Source organism: Cytobacillus sp. OWB-43, from assembly GCF_034651445.1.
GTDB classification, from domain to species: Bacteria; Bacillota; Bacilli; order Bacillales; family Cytobacillaceae; genus Cytobacillus; species Cytobacillus kochii.
Window position 1 is genome coordinate 247,158 of sequence record NZ_JAYEFF010000004.1, and the last position, 18,151, is coordinate 265,308.

Genomic DNA, 18,151 nt, shown 5'->3' on the forward strand with positions numbered 1-18,151 from the left:
AGGGACTTGTAGAGTGTTTACACACGCTTCATTATTCATTTTGTGACGAGAGAACGAAGGTAACTTACACTGACACTTGCCTTTAAAAAAGGAATTGTTAAATAAAGAACCCGAAGCAACCAAAACAACCAAAACAGCCTGCACATCTAAAACCGCCACAACCACCACAGCGAAAACCACCACAACCTCCGCAACCACCACAGCCGCCACAGCGACGCATATCATTAAATTGAACTGGTACTGGTGCTTGATATTGAATAGGTGTTAATTCACCCACCTGATATTGATCCATTCCAAGTGATTGAAGTTCATTTTGAAAATTTTGCATTTTTTCTTCCCCTTTTTAGGTTTAGTCCGTAGAAAGAGAGTCTAAAACCGCTCTCTGTAACAAACTATGATGTTTTTAGGTAGTTGTTACTGATGTAAAAGCCCATTTGGCAAAGAACATTAGATTTGTTTTTTTCATACCTTATAGAAATACAAAAGGAGGTGGTTCCCATTTATTTAGATTTCTTATCAAAGTTTGGTGTTGGAGGAGCGCACCCGGGTGGTTTTGAACTAACAAAGGCGCTTCTTATGAATGAAGAATTAGACGCTATGTCGGAAATTTTAGATGTAGGCTGCGGAACTGGCCAAACAGCCGCCTTTTTGGCTGCTCAGTCAGGGGCAAACGTAACTGGGGTTGATATTAATCCTATTATGGTGGAAAAAGCAACCCATAGAATGAAGGAAGCTAAACTTCCAGTACGTATTTTCCAAGGTTCTATCGAGGCACTCCCACTTGAAGATGAAAAATTTGATTTAATTATGTGCGAATCAGTCCTTACTTTTGTCAATCAACCGAAAGCGCTTAAAGAGATTTTTCGTTTATTAAAAAAAGGGGGGCGGTTTATTTCTAATGAGTTTACTGCCAATGTCTCACTCCCTCCATGGATAGCAGATGAAATCAATCGATTCTATGGGATCAACTCTGTCCTCACCGAAGCAGAATGGCAGCGTTTATTTGAAGGGGCAGGATTTACGAACATTCGCGTAAGTGGTCAAAATCAGACGATGCTCCAATACAATCCCAACCCTGATTTTCTTTATTCAAAGCACATTGAACGAGAGCTTTATACCGTAATGAACGAACATTTTAACCTATTATTGAAATATAATGAGCTATTGGGCTACCGGATATTTGCATGTGGAAAATAAACAATTATTATCTACCCACCCGTGATATACATGATTTCATTGTTAATAGGAGTTCCAACGGGTGGCTACTCCTTTTTTGAATATAGATTGCATATATATAGGTGCTAAAGCATATTACATATGTTAGGATTATTTAAATAAACTAAAGGAATGGGACCAATGAAAAAAGCAGTTCTTATAGCCTCCTAAAATCAGAATATATTTTAGGAGGCATTAAAAGATGAAATTCACTAAAATCGACATAAATAATTGGGAACGTAAAGAGGTTTTCAATCATTTCTTAAACCAACAAACTAGCTTTAGTATCACTAATAACATTGATATTACTGAGCTATACCAATTTACTAAAGAAAAAGGATATCAATTTTATCCTGCTTTTATTTTTTTAATCACACAAGTTGTCAATACAAATAAACATTTTAGAATGAATGTTACTGCTAAAGGTGAGTTAGGGTACTGGAACAGAGTGATTCCTATGTATACGATTTTTGACAAGGAGTCAGCGTTATTTTCCGCTATTTTCACCGATATCGATGAAGGCTTTGAAAGGTTCCACATGGATTATGTGACCGATACTGAGTTATATACTGGTACAGGAAAATTGTTTCCTAAAGCACCCGTACCTGAAAATGTCGTTAATATATCTATGATTCCATGGACTACTTTCACTGGATTTAACTTAAATATAAATACAAATCCAAATTACCTCCTGCCAATAGTTACTGCGGGTAAATTTTTCAATAAGAATGAAAATATTTATTTACCACTTTCACTACAGGTTCATCATGCTGTCTGTGACGGTTATCACACCGCTCTTTTTATGGACACATTTCAGCGCCTTGTTCGAAATCCTAAACAAATGCTTAAGTGAATGAGAAATAACCCACCGACTACATAAATTTAGTCGGTGTTTTTTTAGTAAAGGTCATACCTAAAATTATTCCACAAATAGAGCTAGATTTTCTAATGTTGAATGTAAACCGATATCATGATCTGCCTTGTTTATTCCTTTAGGGACATTTTCACATATAATGGTGACTTTTGTCCCTTTTGCAAGAGGTTCAAATAGCCATGTCTGTTTCATTTCACCAGTGAATTCCGGCGATTCTGAGTCAAATATTACTAGTTGTATTATCTTTTTATCAGGAACTAATTCTAAAAATTTCCCTTGATACACATCACTGTTCTCAGTTGTTTTTCCATATGAGGGTTGGTTTCCTTCATAGAAGAGTGTCATTTTGTAAGTTCCCTCTTCCCGCGGATCAAAATCTTCAACATAACCTGACATTCCTTTAGGTGGGAGCCATGATACTAAAGCTTTCGGATGGAGAAATGCTTCATAAATCGTGTGTGATTCTGCCATGATCACTCTTGAAGCTGTATCTGTTCTATTTTCCATAACAAAACCTCCTTCGGTCTATCATTTCTATGCAATAAATGTTGATATCACAAATAACCTTAAAGTTCTACTATTTCTTCTACGGAAGCATAGATTACTCCTTCCTCAGCTAAGCTGACCTATTTGATCATAATGACGATGTTGATAGATGGATTTCTTCGATTGCTTTCACCTTGGTTGGACCGATTCACGCGGGGTGTACAAGTGCACAGGCAAAATCATTTGTTGTCACTGTCGGAATAATACCTAGTTGCGGGTGGAATTCGTTCCGCTACCTTTAGAGTACTCTCTAAAAATCTTCGAAAAGTATGTTGGGGCACTTAATCCTTGTCTTTTTGTTCAAACCACCTTAATCCCATTGCAAATAAAAAAACGCCGTTTAAAAATAGCGGCGTTTTTTCGTTTTATTGATAAATATGAACAAATGGTTCAGCTTCGTTTGCGTTTCGGACGATTAATGATTCTGGTCCGTTAACTGATGTGACGCTTACTTGGACAGAGATATATTCTGGAAACATACTAACAACTTTGCTTGTTACATATTGGGTGAATCCGATACTTTCTGACTTACCGTAAAATTGTATAGGTATATCTATATTTAGCTGTTGCAATTGATCACCAATATAGAAACCTTTTCCAATGACACCGTTAAAATTAGGGAAATATTTTTCAACATCTTGCTTGAAATTCAAGAAATTCGTATAGTCTTCACGATACTTCTCTTCGGCTGTATTAGATGGGAATAAAATATAGTCTTCCTTTACATCTTCCCAACCACTTAGCTGGTTACTCCCCTCAGCGGCATGCGCATAGGCGAAGAAGTTTCCTGGGACGACAGACGTTCTTTCCGATTGTTCAAATAGGGCAATGGTAATCGGTACGTTCTCAAGCCCTTCTTGTTGTCTTAATCTCTTTATAATTTCCTCAGCCATCTTTTTGCCTTCTGCTTCTACTTTACTATGAGAAATATCTTCTTCATACGTGGCACCGTAGGCTTCTTTTTGATAATAATGGACGGAATTAAGTGCCAAACCAATGACGACACCGCCAAGCTTCACCTTATTATCGCCATCTTTTACAAGATAGTTATGTTCTAAAATATGGGCTAAATAAAGAGGTGCACGGGCGTTTCTTTCTTCTTTAGTCCCTTTCCCATCATCAACAGGGTTTAGACCGAGATTCTCTTCCTCCGTCATATCTTTTTCTTCTAATTGTTCTTTCGTATATTGGCGACTTAACCATGATGAAATCGTGGTTTTATCAAGGTATTGTCCTTCTTGGAAGAAGAACTTTTCCGTATCAAAATGGTTCTGAGCCACTCTCATTAAACCTGTTTCGAATTCATTAATATCATATTTTGTATTCACATTATTAACGACTAAACCGCGTGACTCACTTGGCTTAAAAGGTAGGATTGTCCGATAGTACGAATCGGATATTTTAAAGTTTGGTATGATCGCCTGTTCTTCTTCGCTGCTCTCATTTTCATTTTGCACAACCTCTTCTTGCTGGTTAAAACTAGGTGCACAACCGGCGAGTAAAAGAACGAATGACAGCGACACTGCCATGAGTTTTTTCACGATTTTCACCTCTTACGAATTTAATTCCTCAATCAATTTTTCCTCGTCCCAAATAGTAATGCCTAATTCCTGAGCTTTGGTTAATTTCGAGCCTGCGTCTTCTCCGGCAATGACTAAATCTGTTTTCTTACTTACACTGCCAGAGACCTTGCCTCCTAGAGCTTCAATTTTTTCCTTGGCTTCATTTCTAGCAAGCTGTTCTAATTTACCCGTTAACACAATGGTTTTACCAGCAAAAACAGAATCAGATTCCGCTATATTTACAGGTTTTGGTCCCTTATAAGTCAGATTCACTCCAACATCTTGTAACTCTTGAATGAGAGATGTTACTTCTTCTTGTTCAAAATATGTGACGAGTGCATCAGCCATCTTATCGCCTATTTCATTAATGCTAATAAAATCCTCCATGGTTGCCTGCTGGATTTTGCCCATCTCTCCAAATGTTTGCGCAAGTGTTTTTGCCGCTTTCGCCCCCACATGACGGATCCCTAGTCCGAATAATAATTTTTCTAAAGAATTATCCTTAGAGACTTCAATGGCCTTTAGCAAGTTGTTAACAGATTTTTCGCCCATTCTCTCTAATTGAATAAGCTGTTCATACGTAAGATGATAAATATCTGCCACATCTTCAATTAACTTTTCTGCAAATAATTGGCTAATTACTTTTTCCCCTAGCCCGTCAATATTCATCGCATTTCGTGAGACAAAATGAATAAGCCCCTCTCTTATTTGCGCAGGACATTTCGGATTAATACAACGAAGTGCGACTTCTTCCTCTAAACGCACAAGTTCACTTTCACATGCCGGGCAATGAGTTGGCATATGAAAATCAACTTCTTCTCCCGTTCTTCTTTCAGGTAATACATTGACAACTTCAGGGATGATGTCGCCTGCTTTCTTAATCACAACGTAATCACCTAGCTTAATATCCTTCTCACGAATAAGGTCTTCATTATGAAGGGATGCACGTTGCACGGTAGTACCTGCAACTCTAACAGGTTCAAGTAATGCTGTTGGCGTCACTACACCGGTGCGACCGATACTTAATTCAATATCTCTTAACTGCGTGACTACCTCTTCAGCAGGAAACTTATAAGCAATCGCCCATCTCGGACTCTTTGCTGTTGTCCCGAGTTCATCCTGTTGGTCATATGAATCGACTTTAATAACGATTCCATCAATATCATACGATAAGTCTGGTCGGTTTTCTGTCCATTTCTCGATATATTGAATGACCTCATCTATATTTTTACACTTCTGGCGCTCTTTGTTCGTTTTAAACCCCTGAGAGTCAAGAAAGTCCAGACCTTCACTATGAGAACGAATACCCGTTTTCCCCTCGTCAGCCATAGCATAAACGAATATATCTAAATTTCTTGATGCAGCGATTTTTGGATCTAATTGCCTAAGTGAACCCGCAGCAGCATTTCGAGGGTTCGCAAAGGGTTCCTCACCTCGTTCTTCTTTTCCTTTATTTAAACTTAAGAACGATTTTCTAGGCATGAACGCCTCTCCGCGTACTTCAAAGGTTACCGTTTCCTTTACCCGCAGAGGTATGGAACGAATGGTGCGAAGGTTAACGGTAATGTTTTCACCAATGGAGCCATCTCCACGCGTTGCTCCGATTGCAAACAATCCATCTTCATAGCGAAGAGAGACAGCCAGTCCATCAATTTTTAACTCGCAGACATATGAGATATTCTCACCCACTGCCTGGCGAACACGACGGTCAAAATCCCTTAAGTCTTGCTCATTAAATGCATTGGCTAAACTGAGCATCGGCGTGCGATGTTCAACTTTTTCAAACATATCTAATACTTGCCCACCGACCCGATGCGTTGGGGAATCTTCTGTTTTCAACTCTGGATGTTGCTCTTCAAGTGCAATTAGCTCATGAAGAAGCTGGTCATATTCTGCATCAGGCACAGATGGTTGATCAAGTACATGATATTCATAATTATATTGATTAAGGAGATTTTGCAAATCCTTGACCCTTTGTTCTACCTTCTTTTCCTCCAAGACGTTCAACCCTTTCCTTTAACCTTTCGAAATCGGGGCAAATTTAGCAAGTAATCTTTTAATACCTACTGGCTTTGGAAAAGCAATATCAAGCTCCATTCCATCACCTTCACCTTTGACACTTACAACTGTTCCAGTACCCCATTTACCATGCACAGCTTTATCTCCAACTATCCAATTCATACCGCTACCACCTGTATTTTGTACAGCTGGGCGAACAACCGCTTTACGAGCAGGTTGCATACGATTTCCTGAAGAACTATTAAACGTGGACTGACCTCGATTAAGGGGTTTTGCTTTTGGCTCTAATCCTTCTAATAAATCAGCCGGAATTTCCTGAATAAATCTGGACGGTGGGTTCATGTTTGTACGGCCAAATAGTGTACGCATTTGCGCATTTGTTATAAATAACTGCTCTTCTGCTCTCGTAATCCCTACATAAGCAAGGCGACGTTCCTCTTCCATTTCTGCTTCTTCCATTAATGAACGGCTATGAGGGAATACACCTTCCTCCATACCCATTAAAAAGACAACTGGAAATTCTAATCCCTTTGCAGAGTGAAGCGTCATTAATACAACTGCATCCGCTTTCTCACCGTCATCATCCAATTTATCAATATCGGCAACAAGCGCCAAATCTGTTAAGAAGGCAACAAGTGTTTTATCTTCGGACGCATCTTCAAAATTCTTCGTTACAGATAGAAACTCATCTAAGTTTTCCAAACGACTTTGAGACTCGATCGATTTCTCCGCTTTTAACATGTCACGATAGCCTGACTTGTCCAACAGTTCCTCTACCAATTCTGTCACAGATAAGTATTCTTGCATTTGTGTATAATTCTTTACTAAATCACGAAACTCTATAGCAGATTTTGTGATTTTTGGGCTTAAGCCAATTAATTCGATGGATTCGAGTGCTTCAAACATTGTCATATCATGCATGGTTGCAAAATTAGCAATCTTATCAACTGATCCAGAACCAATCCCTCTTTTAGGCACATTAATCACTCGCTGTAGACTAATATCATCATCAGGGTTGGCAATTAATCGTAAATAAGCCAATACATCTTTAATTTCTTTACGATCATAGAACTTAATTCCGCCAACAATCGCATATTCAATATTCGACTTTAATAGCATTTCCTCCATAACCCTGGATTGGGCATTTGTGCGATATAGAATAGCAAAATCGGCAAGCTTACGATTCTGACTTTGCGCTAATTCTTTTATTTTACTTACGACAAATTGTCCTTCGCCTTGCTCACTATCTGCACGGTAATACTGAATTTTATTTCCTTCAGGATTTTCCGTCCATAAGTTTTTCGCTTTACGATTCATGTTTTTATCAATGACACCGTTAGCTGCGTTTAAAATTCTTTGTGTGGATCGATAGTTTTGTTCTAGCAAAATGACTTGTGCTTGCGCATAATCTTTTTCAAAGGATAAGATATTGGCAATATCTGCCCCGCGCCATCTATAAATAGATTGATCCGAGTCTCCAACCACACATATATTTTGGAAACGATTCGCTAATAATTTTACTAGCATGTATTGCGCTCTATTCGTATCTTGATATTCATCCACATGAATATACTGGAATTTACGTTGATAGTATTCTAATACCTCAGGGACGCGATTAAATAATTGAATCGTCTTCATAATAAGATCATCAAAGTCTAATGCATGATTCTTTCGCAGACGTTTTTGATAATCTGTATACACATCACTTGTCACTTGGGAGAAATAATCACCGGCAGTCTTGGCGAATTCCTCTGGTTCAATTAGTTCATTTTTTGCAGAACTAATCGTCCCTAAAATTGCTCTAGGATCGAACTTTTTCGGATCTAAATTCCGCTCTTTTAAGATATTCTTAATAACAGATTGCTGATCAGTAGAATCTAATATTGTGAAGTTACGATTGAACCCAATCCGATCAATATCACGACGTAATATTCTCACACACATAGAGTGAAAAGTAGAAATCCAGATTTCTTCAGCCACACCGCCCATCATCGCACGAATACGATCTCTCATTTCTCTTGCGGCCTTATTCGTAAACGTGATTGCTAAAATATTATATGGATTCACGCCCTTCTCTACCATTAAATAAGCAATGCGATGGGTAAGTACACGCGTCTTACCACTTCCTGCTCCAGCCATAATAAGCAAAGGTCCATCTGTTGCCTTTACAGCCTGTTGCTGCTCCTTATTCAAACCATTTAATAATTTATTAGATAAATATTGCATTCCTTTTCTTCACCACCATACAAACATTTGTTCTATTTTTAGTCTATCTTGATTAATTTGGTTAATCAAGATTTATTGTTTCACAGCTTCTACTGTTTTTAATGCGATTTTAATATCATCATAAATGACATTTCCAACGACAACTACATCTGCATAAGCGCCCATTTCTCTTGCTTGTTCCACAGAGGTAATCCCGCCACCATAAAATAATATTGTTTCTTCTAATGTTCGACTTACTTCTTTCACTATTTCTACATTGCCGTAAGTACCGCTATATTCCAGATAAAAAATCGGTAAATGAAACATTTTTTCCGCCATCATTGCATAGGCTTTGACGTCTTCAATCGTTAAATTCGTATCCGCACTCGTTAATTGAGCGACTTTACAATCTTCATTTAGCACGCAATATCCTTGCATAAGAATCTCGTCCCAATTCATGATCTCGCCAAATTCCTTAACTGCTTGATGGTGCATTCCATTAATCCATTTGGAATCTTTACTATTTAAAACCGTCGGGATAAAAAACAAATCATACCCAGGTGTAATCGACTCAATTGTGGAAACCTCTAACACACATGGAACTGTATATCTACGAACACGCCCCATAAGATCAAGCACCCGCTCAAGCGTAATGCCATCTGTCCCCCCAATAATAATCGCGTCCGTGCCAGACTCGCACACTTTCTCTAAATCTTCATCAGATATATATTTATTAGGGTCGAGCTTAAACGCATGGTGCCACGCGCGAACATCATACATACATAGTTCCTCCATTCTATCTTTCCATTCAATCATTATATCATTTGAGGAGCATTTCAAAAAGGAAACCGCTAATGAAGTAAGAATGGATTTATTTGGCTAAATTAACATCATTGCAGACATTGCCATTCACCATGTAAATGATTCATTCGGATTCGGATGCAAACTCTGTTTTGGCTAATCAGATTTTCTCTTGGATTCAGGTTTCTGACGCGGTTCTCATTTATTCCAATCAGATTTCCAGTTGGGACCGGGTTTCTGAGCCGTTTCTCTTCTATTCCAACCAGATTTCTCCTTGGGTTCAGGTTTCTGACTCGCTTCTCACCTAATCTAATCAAATTTCACCATGGTTCCAAGTTTCTGACGCGGTTCTTCTCTAATCCAATCAAATTTCCTCTTGGTGTCCAGTTTCTGACTCGCTTCTCACCTATTCCAACCAAATTTCCTCTTGGTATCCGGTTTCTGACTCGCTTCTCCTCTAATCCAATCAAATTTCCTCATAAAGTCCAGTTTCTGACTCGCTTCTCCTCTAATCCAATCAAATTTCCTCATAAAGTCCAGTTTCTGAGACGCTTCTCCCTTAATCCAATCAAATTTCCTCATGAAGTCCAGTTTCTGACTCACTTTCTCTCTTATTTCAATCGCGCTTTTTCTACTAGTACCTAAATCTCCGTTCCAAAACAAAAAAACCGTGGGTGCTGATTCCCTCGGTTCGGTCGTTTCCATTGCTGTGGTTTCTATTATTTTTCTGTTGTTTCTTCTTCTTTAATTCTTTCTAATGCCATTTCGTAGGCATCGTTTCCGTAGTTTAGGCAACGTTTCACACGGGAGATTGTTGCAGTACTTGCACCTGTTTCTGTTTCAATCTTATGATAAGTTTTTCCTTCTCTAAGCATACGAGCTACTTCTAGTCTTTGCGCTAATGATTGGATCTCGTTCACAGTACATAAGTCATCAAAAAATCGATAACATTCGTCTAAATCATTTAGTGATAATACCGCCTGAAATAATTGATCTAATTCTTGTCCTCTTAGTTTATTAATTTGCATAATATTTACCCCTTTTTCATTTTTTAGTTAATTGTTACCGACTGATTGATTCCTGGCTCTTGTGGAATGACATTCACCCATGTTTTCCCCGGAGCAAGTGGTTGTTCTTTTCCATCGATTACTGGATAAATTCTTCCTTCTTTATTCACCCAGTTCACTTCAGACATCATACCTCTTTGAATAAGATAACCTTTACCCCCTGAAGTCAAATCAATGTCATGTCGGCCTTCTCCATCTATCACTGTATGCTTCGCTTCTATGATTAAAATATTGCTTAATAACACAGGGTCACCTGTGTCATAGTCTGTTGTCCATTCACCATCTGAAGATCTTTTGTATGCTTTCGTTGTTTCATCATAATCATATGTGACATCAAAACGTTCATCTTTTCCATAACTCACTGCAATCTCTCCCGCCACAGAGCCACTCAGTTTATCCGCTTCTTCGTCAGTTAAATGAGCAAAAGCAGCTGGTGCCCCGTCCAGCTCATAATTCTTTTCCTTAGCCCCTTGTTCAATATGCGCAAAAGAAATATATGAATTATGAGGTGCCTGGCGATCGCTCACACGTTCAAAAAGTGTGCCGTCATAGTATAAGCCATTCAAATGATCCACATATTCATCAGCAAGCATCTTCTTTGCCTCTGGACTATTTCCATGAGCAATATAAAGACTATTAAACCCTTTCGCCAGTTCAATATAATATTCTCTGGCACTGCGTACTGGCCCAACTCTATCCGGTTGCTCACTTTGAAAAATAGCAAGGAATCGCGTGACTTCACCTTCAGCCAGTAATTCATAAACAATATCCGCTTGAGTCAATCCTGATTGTGGTCTTGCTTTCGGATGATTGTTAATCATAACTGCTATAGCACGCTGATTCCCATTTCCCTCTTGAGCTATGCCTGTGAGAGGATAAACTGTCTTTTCTTCAGGCGAATCCATACTTTCTTCACCTTGATTATCCACACCATTTAACTCTTCGTTTGCTGGATCCTCAACTGTTTCATTCTTGCTGCATCCTGTCACCAAAAGTATTGCTACGAGAGACGTAGTCACCCATTTGTTCAGCATGATGCACCCCTTATCACTATATGATTACCCTCTTTTACATTTTAACGCATCATAGTTGGAAAGAGTACAGTTTTATTCATGACATCATACATTCCTCGCTGTGTAACCCTGATATAAGGGAGATGAGTGGAGGAAAAAAATAATAATGTATAAATTGGATCGGCAAAACGATAACCTCTTTCCCGCAAATAGGCTAATAAGGTTCTTTCTTCTTCAATCAAATCTTCCACTCTTTTATTCGACATGATTCCCTTTAATTTAAGTGGGATTTCTGTAACAATGTTCCCTTGCTCAGAAATAACAATTCCACCACCTATTTCTTTCATATGATTAAAAGCATTCATCATGTCTTTCTTGCTTTTACCGATTAAGATAATATCACCGGTATTAGAATAAGAACTTGCTAAACCGTCTAGCTCCTTAGCAAACCCTTTAATCACCGTATTTACACGCCACTTGCCTTTGCGGTCAATTAACATGAAGAAACACTCGTCATGCTCCCTACTTAGCTCATCGCCGGAAATATCAATGGCTAATGAGTAAGGCTTTGTGATAACAGCGCTCTCCATTTTAATACCGAACGGCATCGAAAATTGCATATCATGAGATGTAAGCTCCCAGTTCATTTCTAGCGGTTCAAATCCATACTCTTCCCATGGCATATTATCTTCAAATGGTGTATTTTCACCATCTTTCCTTATCCACTTACCTTTTGCTAACACACTAACAGGCGTTGGGTTACTTTCATTCTCTAGGAAATTGATATTAGCCACTCTACCTGTAGCGATATTTCCATGCAGATGTTGGATGTTATAGTACTTAGCTACGTTAATTGTACCCATATTATACGCATCTATTGTCGGTACCCCTTTTTCAAGGGCAATTCGGATCATCTGATCAATAATCCCTTGATCGGAAAAGGATGAAGAAGAGCCATCTGTCGTAAAAATAAATGATTCATAATGATCAATGCCCAATTCATGCATTTCATCCAATAACTGCGGTAAATCAGGTCGAATTGATGAATAGCGCAACGATACAGTATATCCTTGCATCAAACGATTCATAATCTCTTGTCCGTTAATCGCTTCATGGTCGCAATCAGCCCCGAGCAGCATTAACTTTGCTAAAGTCTTTTCTGACGCCCCAGGAAAATGACCTTCGATTTGCTTTCTCATTCTTTTCGCTTCTTGCATCCAATGGAGCATTAAATCATCACCGTCGAGTAACTTTGGCCAGCCAGTTAACTCTCCACCTTGTAATACTGCATCATGCTCTAACCAAGATTTAATATTACCATGCGAAAATGTTGTCTCTTCATTTTGAATTTCTGTTTGCGCATCAAATCGGCACCACCAATACATCGTTGAAGGAATATTTCTCATTTCCTTCAAAAATGAAAACGCTTTCTTTTTCTCTAATTGTAATGCTAGCACCATATTATCATTAATCAAAGTGGTCGTGCCAAATTGCGCTGCATAACGAGCAAAGGAAAGGGGATTATATAACTGAAATGGATGTGCATGTGGTTCAATATATCCTGGAACAAGCGTCATTCCATTACAATCAACAATTTCACAGCCTTCTAACTTGTCAGGAAGCTTTTCACCGACATAAACAATACGATCACCGAGAATCCAGATATTCGCATGTACCCATTTTTTAATTGCTTGATTTAAGTAACGAGCATTTTTCAGTAACATCGTTGGTGCAATACGCCCATCTAGAACAGATACATGTTCACGTAGATGTTTGTTTTTCCAACGGTATCGCTGTTCTAGCACTCTGTTTCCTCCTTTTATGGTAACTACAATTATCTATTTTTATTTTTCGTTTACGATAATGAAGCAGCATTCATGTTGCCTATTATCATAACATATATAACTTTTTAACGCAGTAAAGAATAACAAATATTTGTTAATTTTTTGTGAAGGAGGTCCTTTTATGAATGTTAAGCCCAATATTGGTATCATTCAGGCATTAATCCGTATTACTTGTGGATTAACCATTATTGCTTGGAGTGCCACAAAGCTCGTTAAAAAACCTTGGAGTGATCGCTTTCTCATTCTTATTTCACTTGGTGCAATGAAGGTTGCAGAAGGTATTGTCCGCTATTGTCCTATCATTGCCTTATTTGAAAAAGGGAAAGAGAATATAAAAGATTCTGACCACCAGTTTAAACCACCTATGGATTTTTTAAAAGAGCAAAAGTTATTAAAGGATACTGATTTTGAATGAAAAATATGCCCCCTTATTTTTTTGGGGGGCATTTTCATTTTCCCTATCTATTTTTCTATAGTCGAATGTGCTATCGCCTTATAGCCAATATCCCTGCGGTAAAAGACTTCTTCTGTTGTTAGATACGTTAGCGCATCATACACTTGCTTTTGTGCAGATACTAAGTCATTTGCTTTGCTACCAACAAGTAAGACTCGACCGCCATTTGTTGTGAATGCACCTTGGGCATTTTTCGCCGTTCCTGCATGGAAGACAAATGCTTCTTCTGCTACTTTTTCGATTCCTTTTAGTTCGGCACCACTCTCATATGCTTCCGGATAACCATTGGCTGCGACCACAACCCCAAGCATTGCCTCCTCATCCCATTCAATCACTGGTTTACCTCCAGCAATTACTTCTAACATGACATGGGATAAGTCTGACTTCATTCTAGGTAAAATGACTTGTGTTTCCGGATCACCAAAGCGGGCATTGAATTCAATCACCTTTGGCCCTTGTTCTGTCGCGATAAGTCCCGCATAGAGAACGCCACAAAAACTGCGATTCTCTTTAACTAATGCTTCTGCAGCTGGAATTAAAATCGTTTCAATCGCTGTTTCAACCGTCTCCTTGCTGATATGTGGAACAGGTGAATAAGCACCCATTCCTCCTGTGTTTGGTCCTTTATCTCCATCGAAAGCGCGTTTATGGTCTTGAGCAATTTCTAAGGGGATAACTGTCTCTCCATTAACAAAAGCCATTAATGAAAATTCTTCACCAGCTAAAAATTCTTCAATAACGACTGTAGCAGAAGCTTCTCCAAATTTTTCTCCAACTAACATATCCGCTAACGCTGCTAATGCTTCATCTTCTGTCATCGCAACAACGACGCCTTTTCCAGCAGCTAATCCATCCGCTTTAATAACAATTGGCGCTCCTTGTTCTTTCACATAAGCACTTGCAGCCTCATACTGATCAAACACTTCATAGCTTCCTGTTGGAATGGCATATTTCTTCATGAGCTCTTTTGCAAAGGATTTACTTCCTTCAATTTCAGCCGCTCGACTTTTCGGTCCAAAAACAGTAAGTCCAGCTCCCTCCATCTTATCAGCCAAACCTTCAAGTAAAGGAACTTCAGGTCCAATAACTGTTAATTCAACATGATTATCGAGCGCAAAAGCAATCAGTTCTTCTTGTTCGTTCTCGGAAATATCAATAATCGTTGCTACATCTTCCATTCCTGGATTTCCTGGTGCAACAAACACTGTTTCCACTTGGCTGCTTTCACTTAACTTTCTACTGATGGCATGCTCACGTCCGCCTCTACCGATTACTAATACGTTCATTTCATGTTCTCCCCCAGTTTAATGTTTGAAATGTCTCACACCAGTGAATACCATTGCCAGGCCATACTCATTTGCTTTTTCAATCGATTCCTGATCTTTAATCGAACCACCGGGTTGAATAATAGCCGTAATACCAGCTTTAGCTGCTGCTTCAACTGTATCATTCATTGGGAAAAAGGCATCGGATGCCATTGTTGCTCCTTCAACTGCTTTTCCTGCTTGCTCGATCGCAATTTTCGCAGAGCCGACACGATTCATTTGGCCTGCACCAATACCTAATGTTTGGTCGCTATTATTGACAACAATCGCATTCGACTTCACATGCTTCACTACTTTCCAGCCAAGTTTGAGTGATTGCCACTCTTCCTCCGTTGGTTCTCTTGTTGTCGCCACAGTAATATTCGCTTCTTCAAGACCATAAGTATCGTAATCTTGCGCTAATAAACCGCCTTCAATAGAAGTTAGACGTTTTTCCGTCTTTTTGTTTCCTTCAAAAGGAATAGTTAATAGTCTTAAATTCTTCTTCCCTTGTAAAATCTCAAGTGCTTCCGCTGAAAAAGAAGGCGCTATAATGATTTCTAGAAAGATTTCATGAAGTTTCGTTGCTGTTTGTGCATTTACTTCACGGTTAAGGGCAATAATCCCCCCAAAAATAGACACAGGATCAGCTGCAAAAGCTTTAGAGAAAGCATCATAAATATCTGTGCCAATACCGACACCACATGGGTTCATATGTTTTACTGCAACAGCAGCTGGTCCGTCAAACTCTTTAACAATTTGTAACGCTGCATCAGCATCATTAATATTATTGTAAGACAGCTCTTTGCCATGTAGCTGTGTAGCGTTAGCAATCGAAAAGACCGACCCTAATGGTTTGCGATAAAAGGAAGCTTTTTGATGAGGGTTTTCTCCATAACGTAATGCTTGTTTTAATTCATACGTAACTGTCAACTTTTCTGGCTGCTCTTCTTCTGCTAATTCTGTCATATATTCAGCTATCATTGCATCATAAGCAGTTGTATGACGGAATACTTTTGCTGCTAGCTTGCGTTTGGTTGCAGCATCTACAATGTCATTTTCTTTTAATTGTGTAATGACTGTTTCGTAATCAATGGGATCTACAACAACTGTCACATGTGCGTGGTTTTTAGCAGAGGCACGTAACATCGCAGGACCACCGATATCAATATTTTCAATTGCATCCTCCACTGTCACATCTGGCTTAGCAATGGTCTGTTGGAAAGGATAGAGATTCACACATACCACTTGAATCGGATTAATCTGATGTTTTTCTAACTGTGCTTGATGAGATGAATCATCGAACTTAGCTAGTAATCCACCATGGATAAGCGGATTTAATGTTTTTACTCTTCCTTCTAAAATTTCAGGAAATCCTGTAACATCACTTACACCGATTACCGGAACCCCAGCTTCAGCTATTGCTTTTTTTGTTCCACCTGTTGAAACAATTTCAAACCCTAATTCGTGAAGTTCTTTCGCAAATGCTGCTACACCATTTTTATCTGATACACTAATAAGCGCACGTTTTTTCATCGTCCATTTTCCTCCCTGTAAGATGTTCCTCTTAGGCGTTTTCGTTTAAAAGCTTTTGTAATACTTCTGGATAAAATTGATGCTCTACTTTATGAATTCGATTCTGCAATGCTTCTTTCGTATCACCTGGTAGGATGGCTACCTTTCTTTGATCAATAATCGGACCCGTATCCATCCCTTCGTCTACATAATGAATGGTTACACCTGTTTGTTTCACCTCTGCAGAAAGCGCTTGTCCAATAGCATCTTTACCAGGGAATGCTGGTAAATAAGAAGGATGGATATTTACAATTCTTCCGCCATATTCACGTAAAAGAACATCCCCAATAAGACGCATATAACCTGCAAGAACAATAAAATCTATGTTTGCATTCTCTAATTCTACTAATATTTGTTCTTCATATGCTGTTTTACTCGTAAAATCTTTCGCACGAAAAGCAAAGGTTGGAATCCCTTCATTTACAGCACGTTGAATACAGTAAGACTCTGGCTTATCACTTACCAGTAGTTTAATGTCTACCTGCAATTCATCGTTTTTAAAGGCATCAACAATCGCTTGAAAATTTGTTCCACTGCCAGATGCAAAAATGGCGATATTTTTCATGATAACCTCCGTCTATTTAAAGGATTGAAATCCCCTCTTGCTGTGTAACTTTACCAATCACACTTGCTTTTTCACCAATCTTATTAAAGTGATTGACTACTTTTTCAGCATCCTTAACAGAAACAATTGCCACCATTCCGATGCCCATATTAAATATATTGTACATATCCTTACGCTCAAGCTTACCTACTTCTTCCATCAGCTTGAAAATCGGCTGAATCTCCCAACTACCCTCGATTAATTCAGCTCCTAAGCCTTGAGGTAACACTCTAGGGATATTCTCGATAAATCCGCCACCCGTAATATGAGCGAAGCCTTTTACATCAAATTGCTTTAATGCCGATAACACTGATTTCACATAGATTCGCGTTGGTTTTAGGAGTTCTTCACCTAACGTGCTCCCTAGTTCCTCTCTAAACTCTTGCAATGAGAGTTTCGCATCCTCTAAAAATATCTTCCGTACGAGAGAATAACCATTGCTATGGATTCCGTTCGATGCAAGGCCGATTAAAACATCACCCTCTTGAATATTTGAACCATCGATTAAATCACTCTTTTCACATGCACCGACAGAAAATCCCGCTAAATCATACTCTTCTTCACTGTACATTCCAGGCATTTCCGCTGTTTCTCCACCAACAAGCGCGCAACCTGCTTGTTCACAACCGTCAGCTATCCCTTTGACAATGGCTTCTATCTTTTCTGGCTCAGCCTTCCCACAAGCAATATAATCTAAGAAGTAAAGAGGTTCTGCACCTTGAACAACGATATCATTGACACACATAGCAACGGCATCAATCCCAATTGTGTCATGCTGATTCATCATAAAAGCTAGCATCAGCTTTGTTCCGACACCATCTGTCCCTGATACAAGCACAGGTTCTTTTAAGCCAAGTGATGACAAATCAAACATGCCTCCAAAACCGCCAAGACCACCGATTACACCTGGTCTCATCGTTTTCTCCACATGCTTCTTCATACGGTTCACTGCTTCGTAACCCGCTTCAATATCTACGCCAGCTTGTTTATAAGCATTCGCCATTCCTATCCACCTCACCAATTTATTAACAGGTATTCTTTCAATCTAGCATCATACGCCAAGTATTC

17 protein-coding genes are annotated in these 18,151 nt (G+C 38.9%); 3 read left to right on the forward strand and 14 right to left on the reverse strand.

The genetic code is table 11. The features are described 5' to 3' along the window. Positions 1-97: 97 nt before the first annotated feature. Positions 98-328, reverse strand: coding sequence for a heterocycloanthracin/sonorensin family bacteriocin (locus tag U9M49_RS16525; RefSeq protein ID WP_095370703.1), 231 nt, complete (start codon positions 326-328; stop codon positions 98-100). 161 nt (positions 329-489) lie between these two features. On the opposite strand from U9M49_RS16525, the gene U9M49_RS16530 reads away from it, so the two are divergent. Both U9M49_RS16530 and catA read left to right on the forward strand, forming a co-directional pair. Beyond that, entirely contained in the window at positions 490-1,197 is a 708-nt protein-coding gene (locus U9M49_RS16530; protein WP_322910209.1) for a class I SAM-dependent methyltransferase, read from the forward strand. A gap of 220 nt (positions 1,198-1,417) precedes the next feature. Beyond that, entirely contained in the window at positions 1,418-2,068 is a 651-nt protein-coding gene (catA, locus tag U9M49_RS16535) for a type A chloramphenicol O-acetyltransferase (RefSeq protein ID WP_307315322.1), read from the forward strand. A 66-nt stretch (positions 2,069-2,134) separates the two neighbouring features. Here the strand turns inward: catA and U9M49_RS16540 are convergent, their stop codons facing one another. The 9 genes from U9M49_RS16540 to U9M49_RS16580 form a co-directional block, all read right to left on the reverse strand. Next, the gene (locus U9M49_RS16540) at positions 2,135-2,596 is read right to left on the reverse strand and encodes an SRPBCC domain-containing protein (protein WP_095370705.1); all 462 of its coding nucleotides are present in this window, start codon (positions 2,594-2,596) and stop codon (positions 2,135-2,137) included. A 404-nt stretch (positions 2,597-3,000) separates the two neighbouring features. Continuing rightward, positions 3,001-4,176 carry a CamS family sex pheromone protein gene (locus U9M49_RS16545; protein WP_322910210.1) on the reverse strand — a complete coding sequence of 392 codons (1,176 nt, stop codon included), beginning with the start codon at positions 4,174-4,176 and terminating at the stop codon, positions 3,001-3,003. 12 nt (positions 4,177-4,188) lie between these two features. Next, the gene (gene ligA, locus U9M49_RS16550) at positions 4,189-6,195 is read right to left on the reverse strand and encodes an NAD-dependent DNA ligase LigA (protein ID WP_095370707.1); all 2,007 of its coding nucleotides are present in this window, start codon (positions 6,193-6,195) and stop codon (positions 4,189-4,191) included. Between the two features lie 18 nt (positions 6,196-6,213). Further along, the gene (gene pcrA, locus U9M49_RS16555; protein ID WP_095370708.1) at positions 6,214-8,442 is read right to left on the reverse strand and encodes a DNA helicase PcrA; all 2,229 of its coding nucleotides are present in this window, start codon (positions 8,440-8,442) and stop codon (positions 6,214-6,216) included. Between the two features lie 72 nt (positions 8,443-8,514). Then, positions 8,515-9,201 carry a heptaprenylglyceryl phosphate synthase gene (locus U9M49_RS16560; RefSeq protein ID WP_322910211.1) on the reverse strand — a complete coding sequence of 229 codons (687 nt, stop codon included), beginning with the start codon at positions 9,199-9,201 and terminating at the stop codon, positions 8,515-8,517. Positions 9,202-9,624: 423 nt separating this feature from the next. Then, the gene (locus U9M49_RS16565) at positions 9,625-9,927 is read right to left on the reverse strand and encodes a hypothetical protein (protein ID WP_322910212.1); all 303 of its coding nucleotides are present in this window, start codon (positions 9,925-9,927) and stop codon (positions 9,625-9,627) included. Between the two features lie 14 nt (positions 9,928-9,941). After that, complete coding sequence (locus tag U9M49_RS16570) at positions 9,942-10,250, reverse strand: YerC/YecD family TrpR-related protein (RefSeq protein ID WP_095370712.1); 309 nt, start codon at positions 10,248-10,250, stop codon at positions 9,942-9,944. Between the two features lie 23 nt (positions 10,251-10,273). Further along, a complete protein-coding gene (locus U9M49_RS16575; RefSeq protein ID WP_322910213.1) occupies positions 10,274-11,323 on the reverse strand; it encodes a DUF3048 domain-containing protein in 1,050 nt (349 codons plus the stop codon). Positions 11,324-11,364: 41 nt separating this feature from the next. Continuing rightward, the gene (locus tag U9M49_RS16580) at positions 11,365-13,107 is read right to left on the reverse strand and encodes an adenine deaminase C-terminal domain-containing protein (protein WP_180317018.1); all 1,743 of its coding nucleotides are present in this window, start codon (positions 13,105-13,107) and stop codon (positions 11,365-11,367) included. Between the two features lie 160 nt (positions 13,108-13,267). On the opposite strand from U9M49_RS16580, the gene U9M49_RS16585 reads away from it, so the two are divergent. Further along, positions 13,268-13,561 carry a DUF2892 domain-containing protein gene (locus U9M49_RS16585; protein WP_095370714.1) on the forward strand — a complete coding sequence of 98 codons (294 nt, stop codon included), beginning with the start codon at positions 13,268-13,270 and terminating at the stop codon, positions 13,559-13,561. 47 nt (positions 13,562-13,608) lie between these two features. Here U9M49_RS16585 and purD read toward each other — a convergent pair whose 3' ends face one another. From purD to purM, 4 genes are read right to left on the reverse strand one after another with little or no spacing between them, the layout of a single operon-like run. Next, on the reverse strand, positions 13,609-14,886 hold the full coding sequence (gene purD, locus U9M49_RS16590; RefSeq protein ID WP_322910214.1) for a phosphoribosylamine--glycine ligase: 1,278 nt from the start codon (positions 14,884-14,886) through the stop codon (positions 13,609-13,611). Between the two features lie 18 nt (positions 14,887-14,904). Beyond that, positions 14,905-16,440 (reverse strand): bifunctional phosphoribosylaminoimidazolecarboxamide formyltransferase/IMP cyclohydrolase, encoded by a 1,536-nt coding sequence (gene purH, locus U9M49_RS16595; RefSeq protein WP_322910215.1) that lies wholly within the window; start codon positions 16,438-16,440, stop codon positions 14,905-14,907. 31 nt (positions 16,441-16,471) lie between these two features. After that, entirely contained in the window at positions 16,472-17,044 is a 573-nt protein-coding gene (gene purN, locus U9M49_RS16600; protein ID WP_095370717.1) for a phosphoribosylglycinamide formyltransferase, read from the reverse strand. Positions 17,045-17,060: 16 nt separating this feature from the next. Next, positions 17,061-18,086, reverse strand: a complete 1,026-nt coding sequence (gene purM, locus U9M49_RS16605) for a phosphoribosylformylglycinamidine cyclo-ligase (protein WP_095370718.1) — start codon at positions 18,084-18,086, stop codon at positions 17,061-17,063. Between the last annotated feature and the right edge of the window lie 65 nt (positions 18,087-18,151).

Coding starts and splice junctions, on each gene's coding strand:
- U9M49_RS16525 (WP_095370703.1), bottom strand. CDS start 328: ATGCAAAATTTTCAAAATGAACTTCAATCACTTGGAATGGATCAATAT.
- catA (WP_307315322.1), top strand. CDS start 1,418: ATGAAATTCACTAAAATCGACATAAATAATTGGGAACGTAAAGAGGTT.
- U9M49_RS16540 (WP_095370705.1), bottom strand. CDS start 2,596: ATGGAAAATAGAACAGATACAGCTTCAAGAGTGATCATGGCAGAATCA.
- pcrA (WP_095370708.1), bottom strand. CDS start 8,442: ATGCAATATTTATCTAATAAATTATTAAATGGTTTGAATAAGGAGCAG.
- U9M49_RS16560 (WP_322910211.1), bottom strand. CDS start 9,201: ATGTATGATGTTCGCGCGTGGCACCATGCGTTTAAGCTCGACCCTAAT.
- U9M49_RS16565 (WP_322910212.1), bottom strand. CDS start 9,927: ATGGAAACGACCGAACCGAGGGAATCAGCACCCACGGTTTTTTTGTTT.
- U9M49_RS16570 (WP_095370712.1), bottom strand. CDS start 10,250: ATGCAAATTAATAAACTAAGAGGACAAGAATTAGATCAATTATTTCAG.
- U9M49_RS16575 (WP_322910213.1), bottom strand. CDS start 11,323: ATGCTGAACAAATGGGTGACTACGTCTCTCGTAGCAATACTTTTGGTG.
- U9M49_RS16585 (WP_095370714.1), top strand. CDS start 13,268: ATGAATGTTAAGCCCAATATTGGTATCATTCAGGCATTAATCCGTATT.
- purD (WP_322910214.1), bottom strand. CDS start 14,886: ATGAACGTATTAGTAATCGGTAGAGGCGGACGTGAGCATGCCATCAGT.
- purH (WP_322910215.1), bottom strand. CDS start 16,440: ATGAAAAAACGTGCGCTTATTAGTGTATCAGATAAAAATGGTGTAGCA.
- purN (WP_095370717.1), bottom strand. CDS start 17,044: ATGAAAAATATCGCCATTTTTGCATCTGGCAGTGGAACAAATTTTCAA.
- purM (WP_095370718.1), bottom strand. CDS start 18,086: ATGGCGAATGCTTATAAACAAGCTGGCGTAGATATTGAAGCGGGTTAC.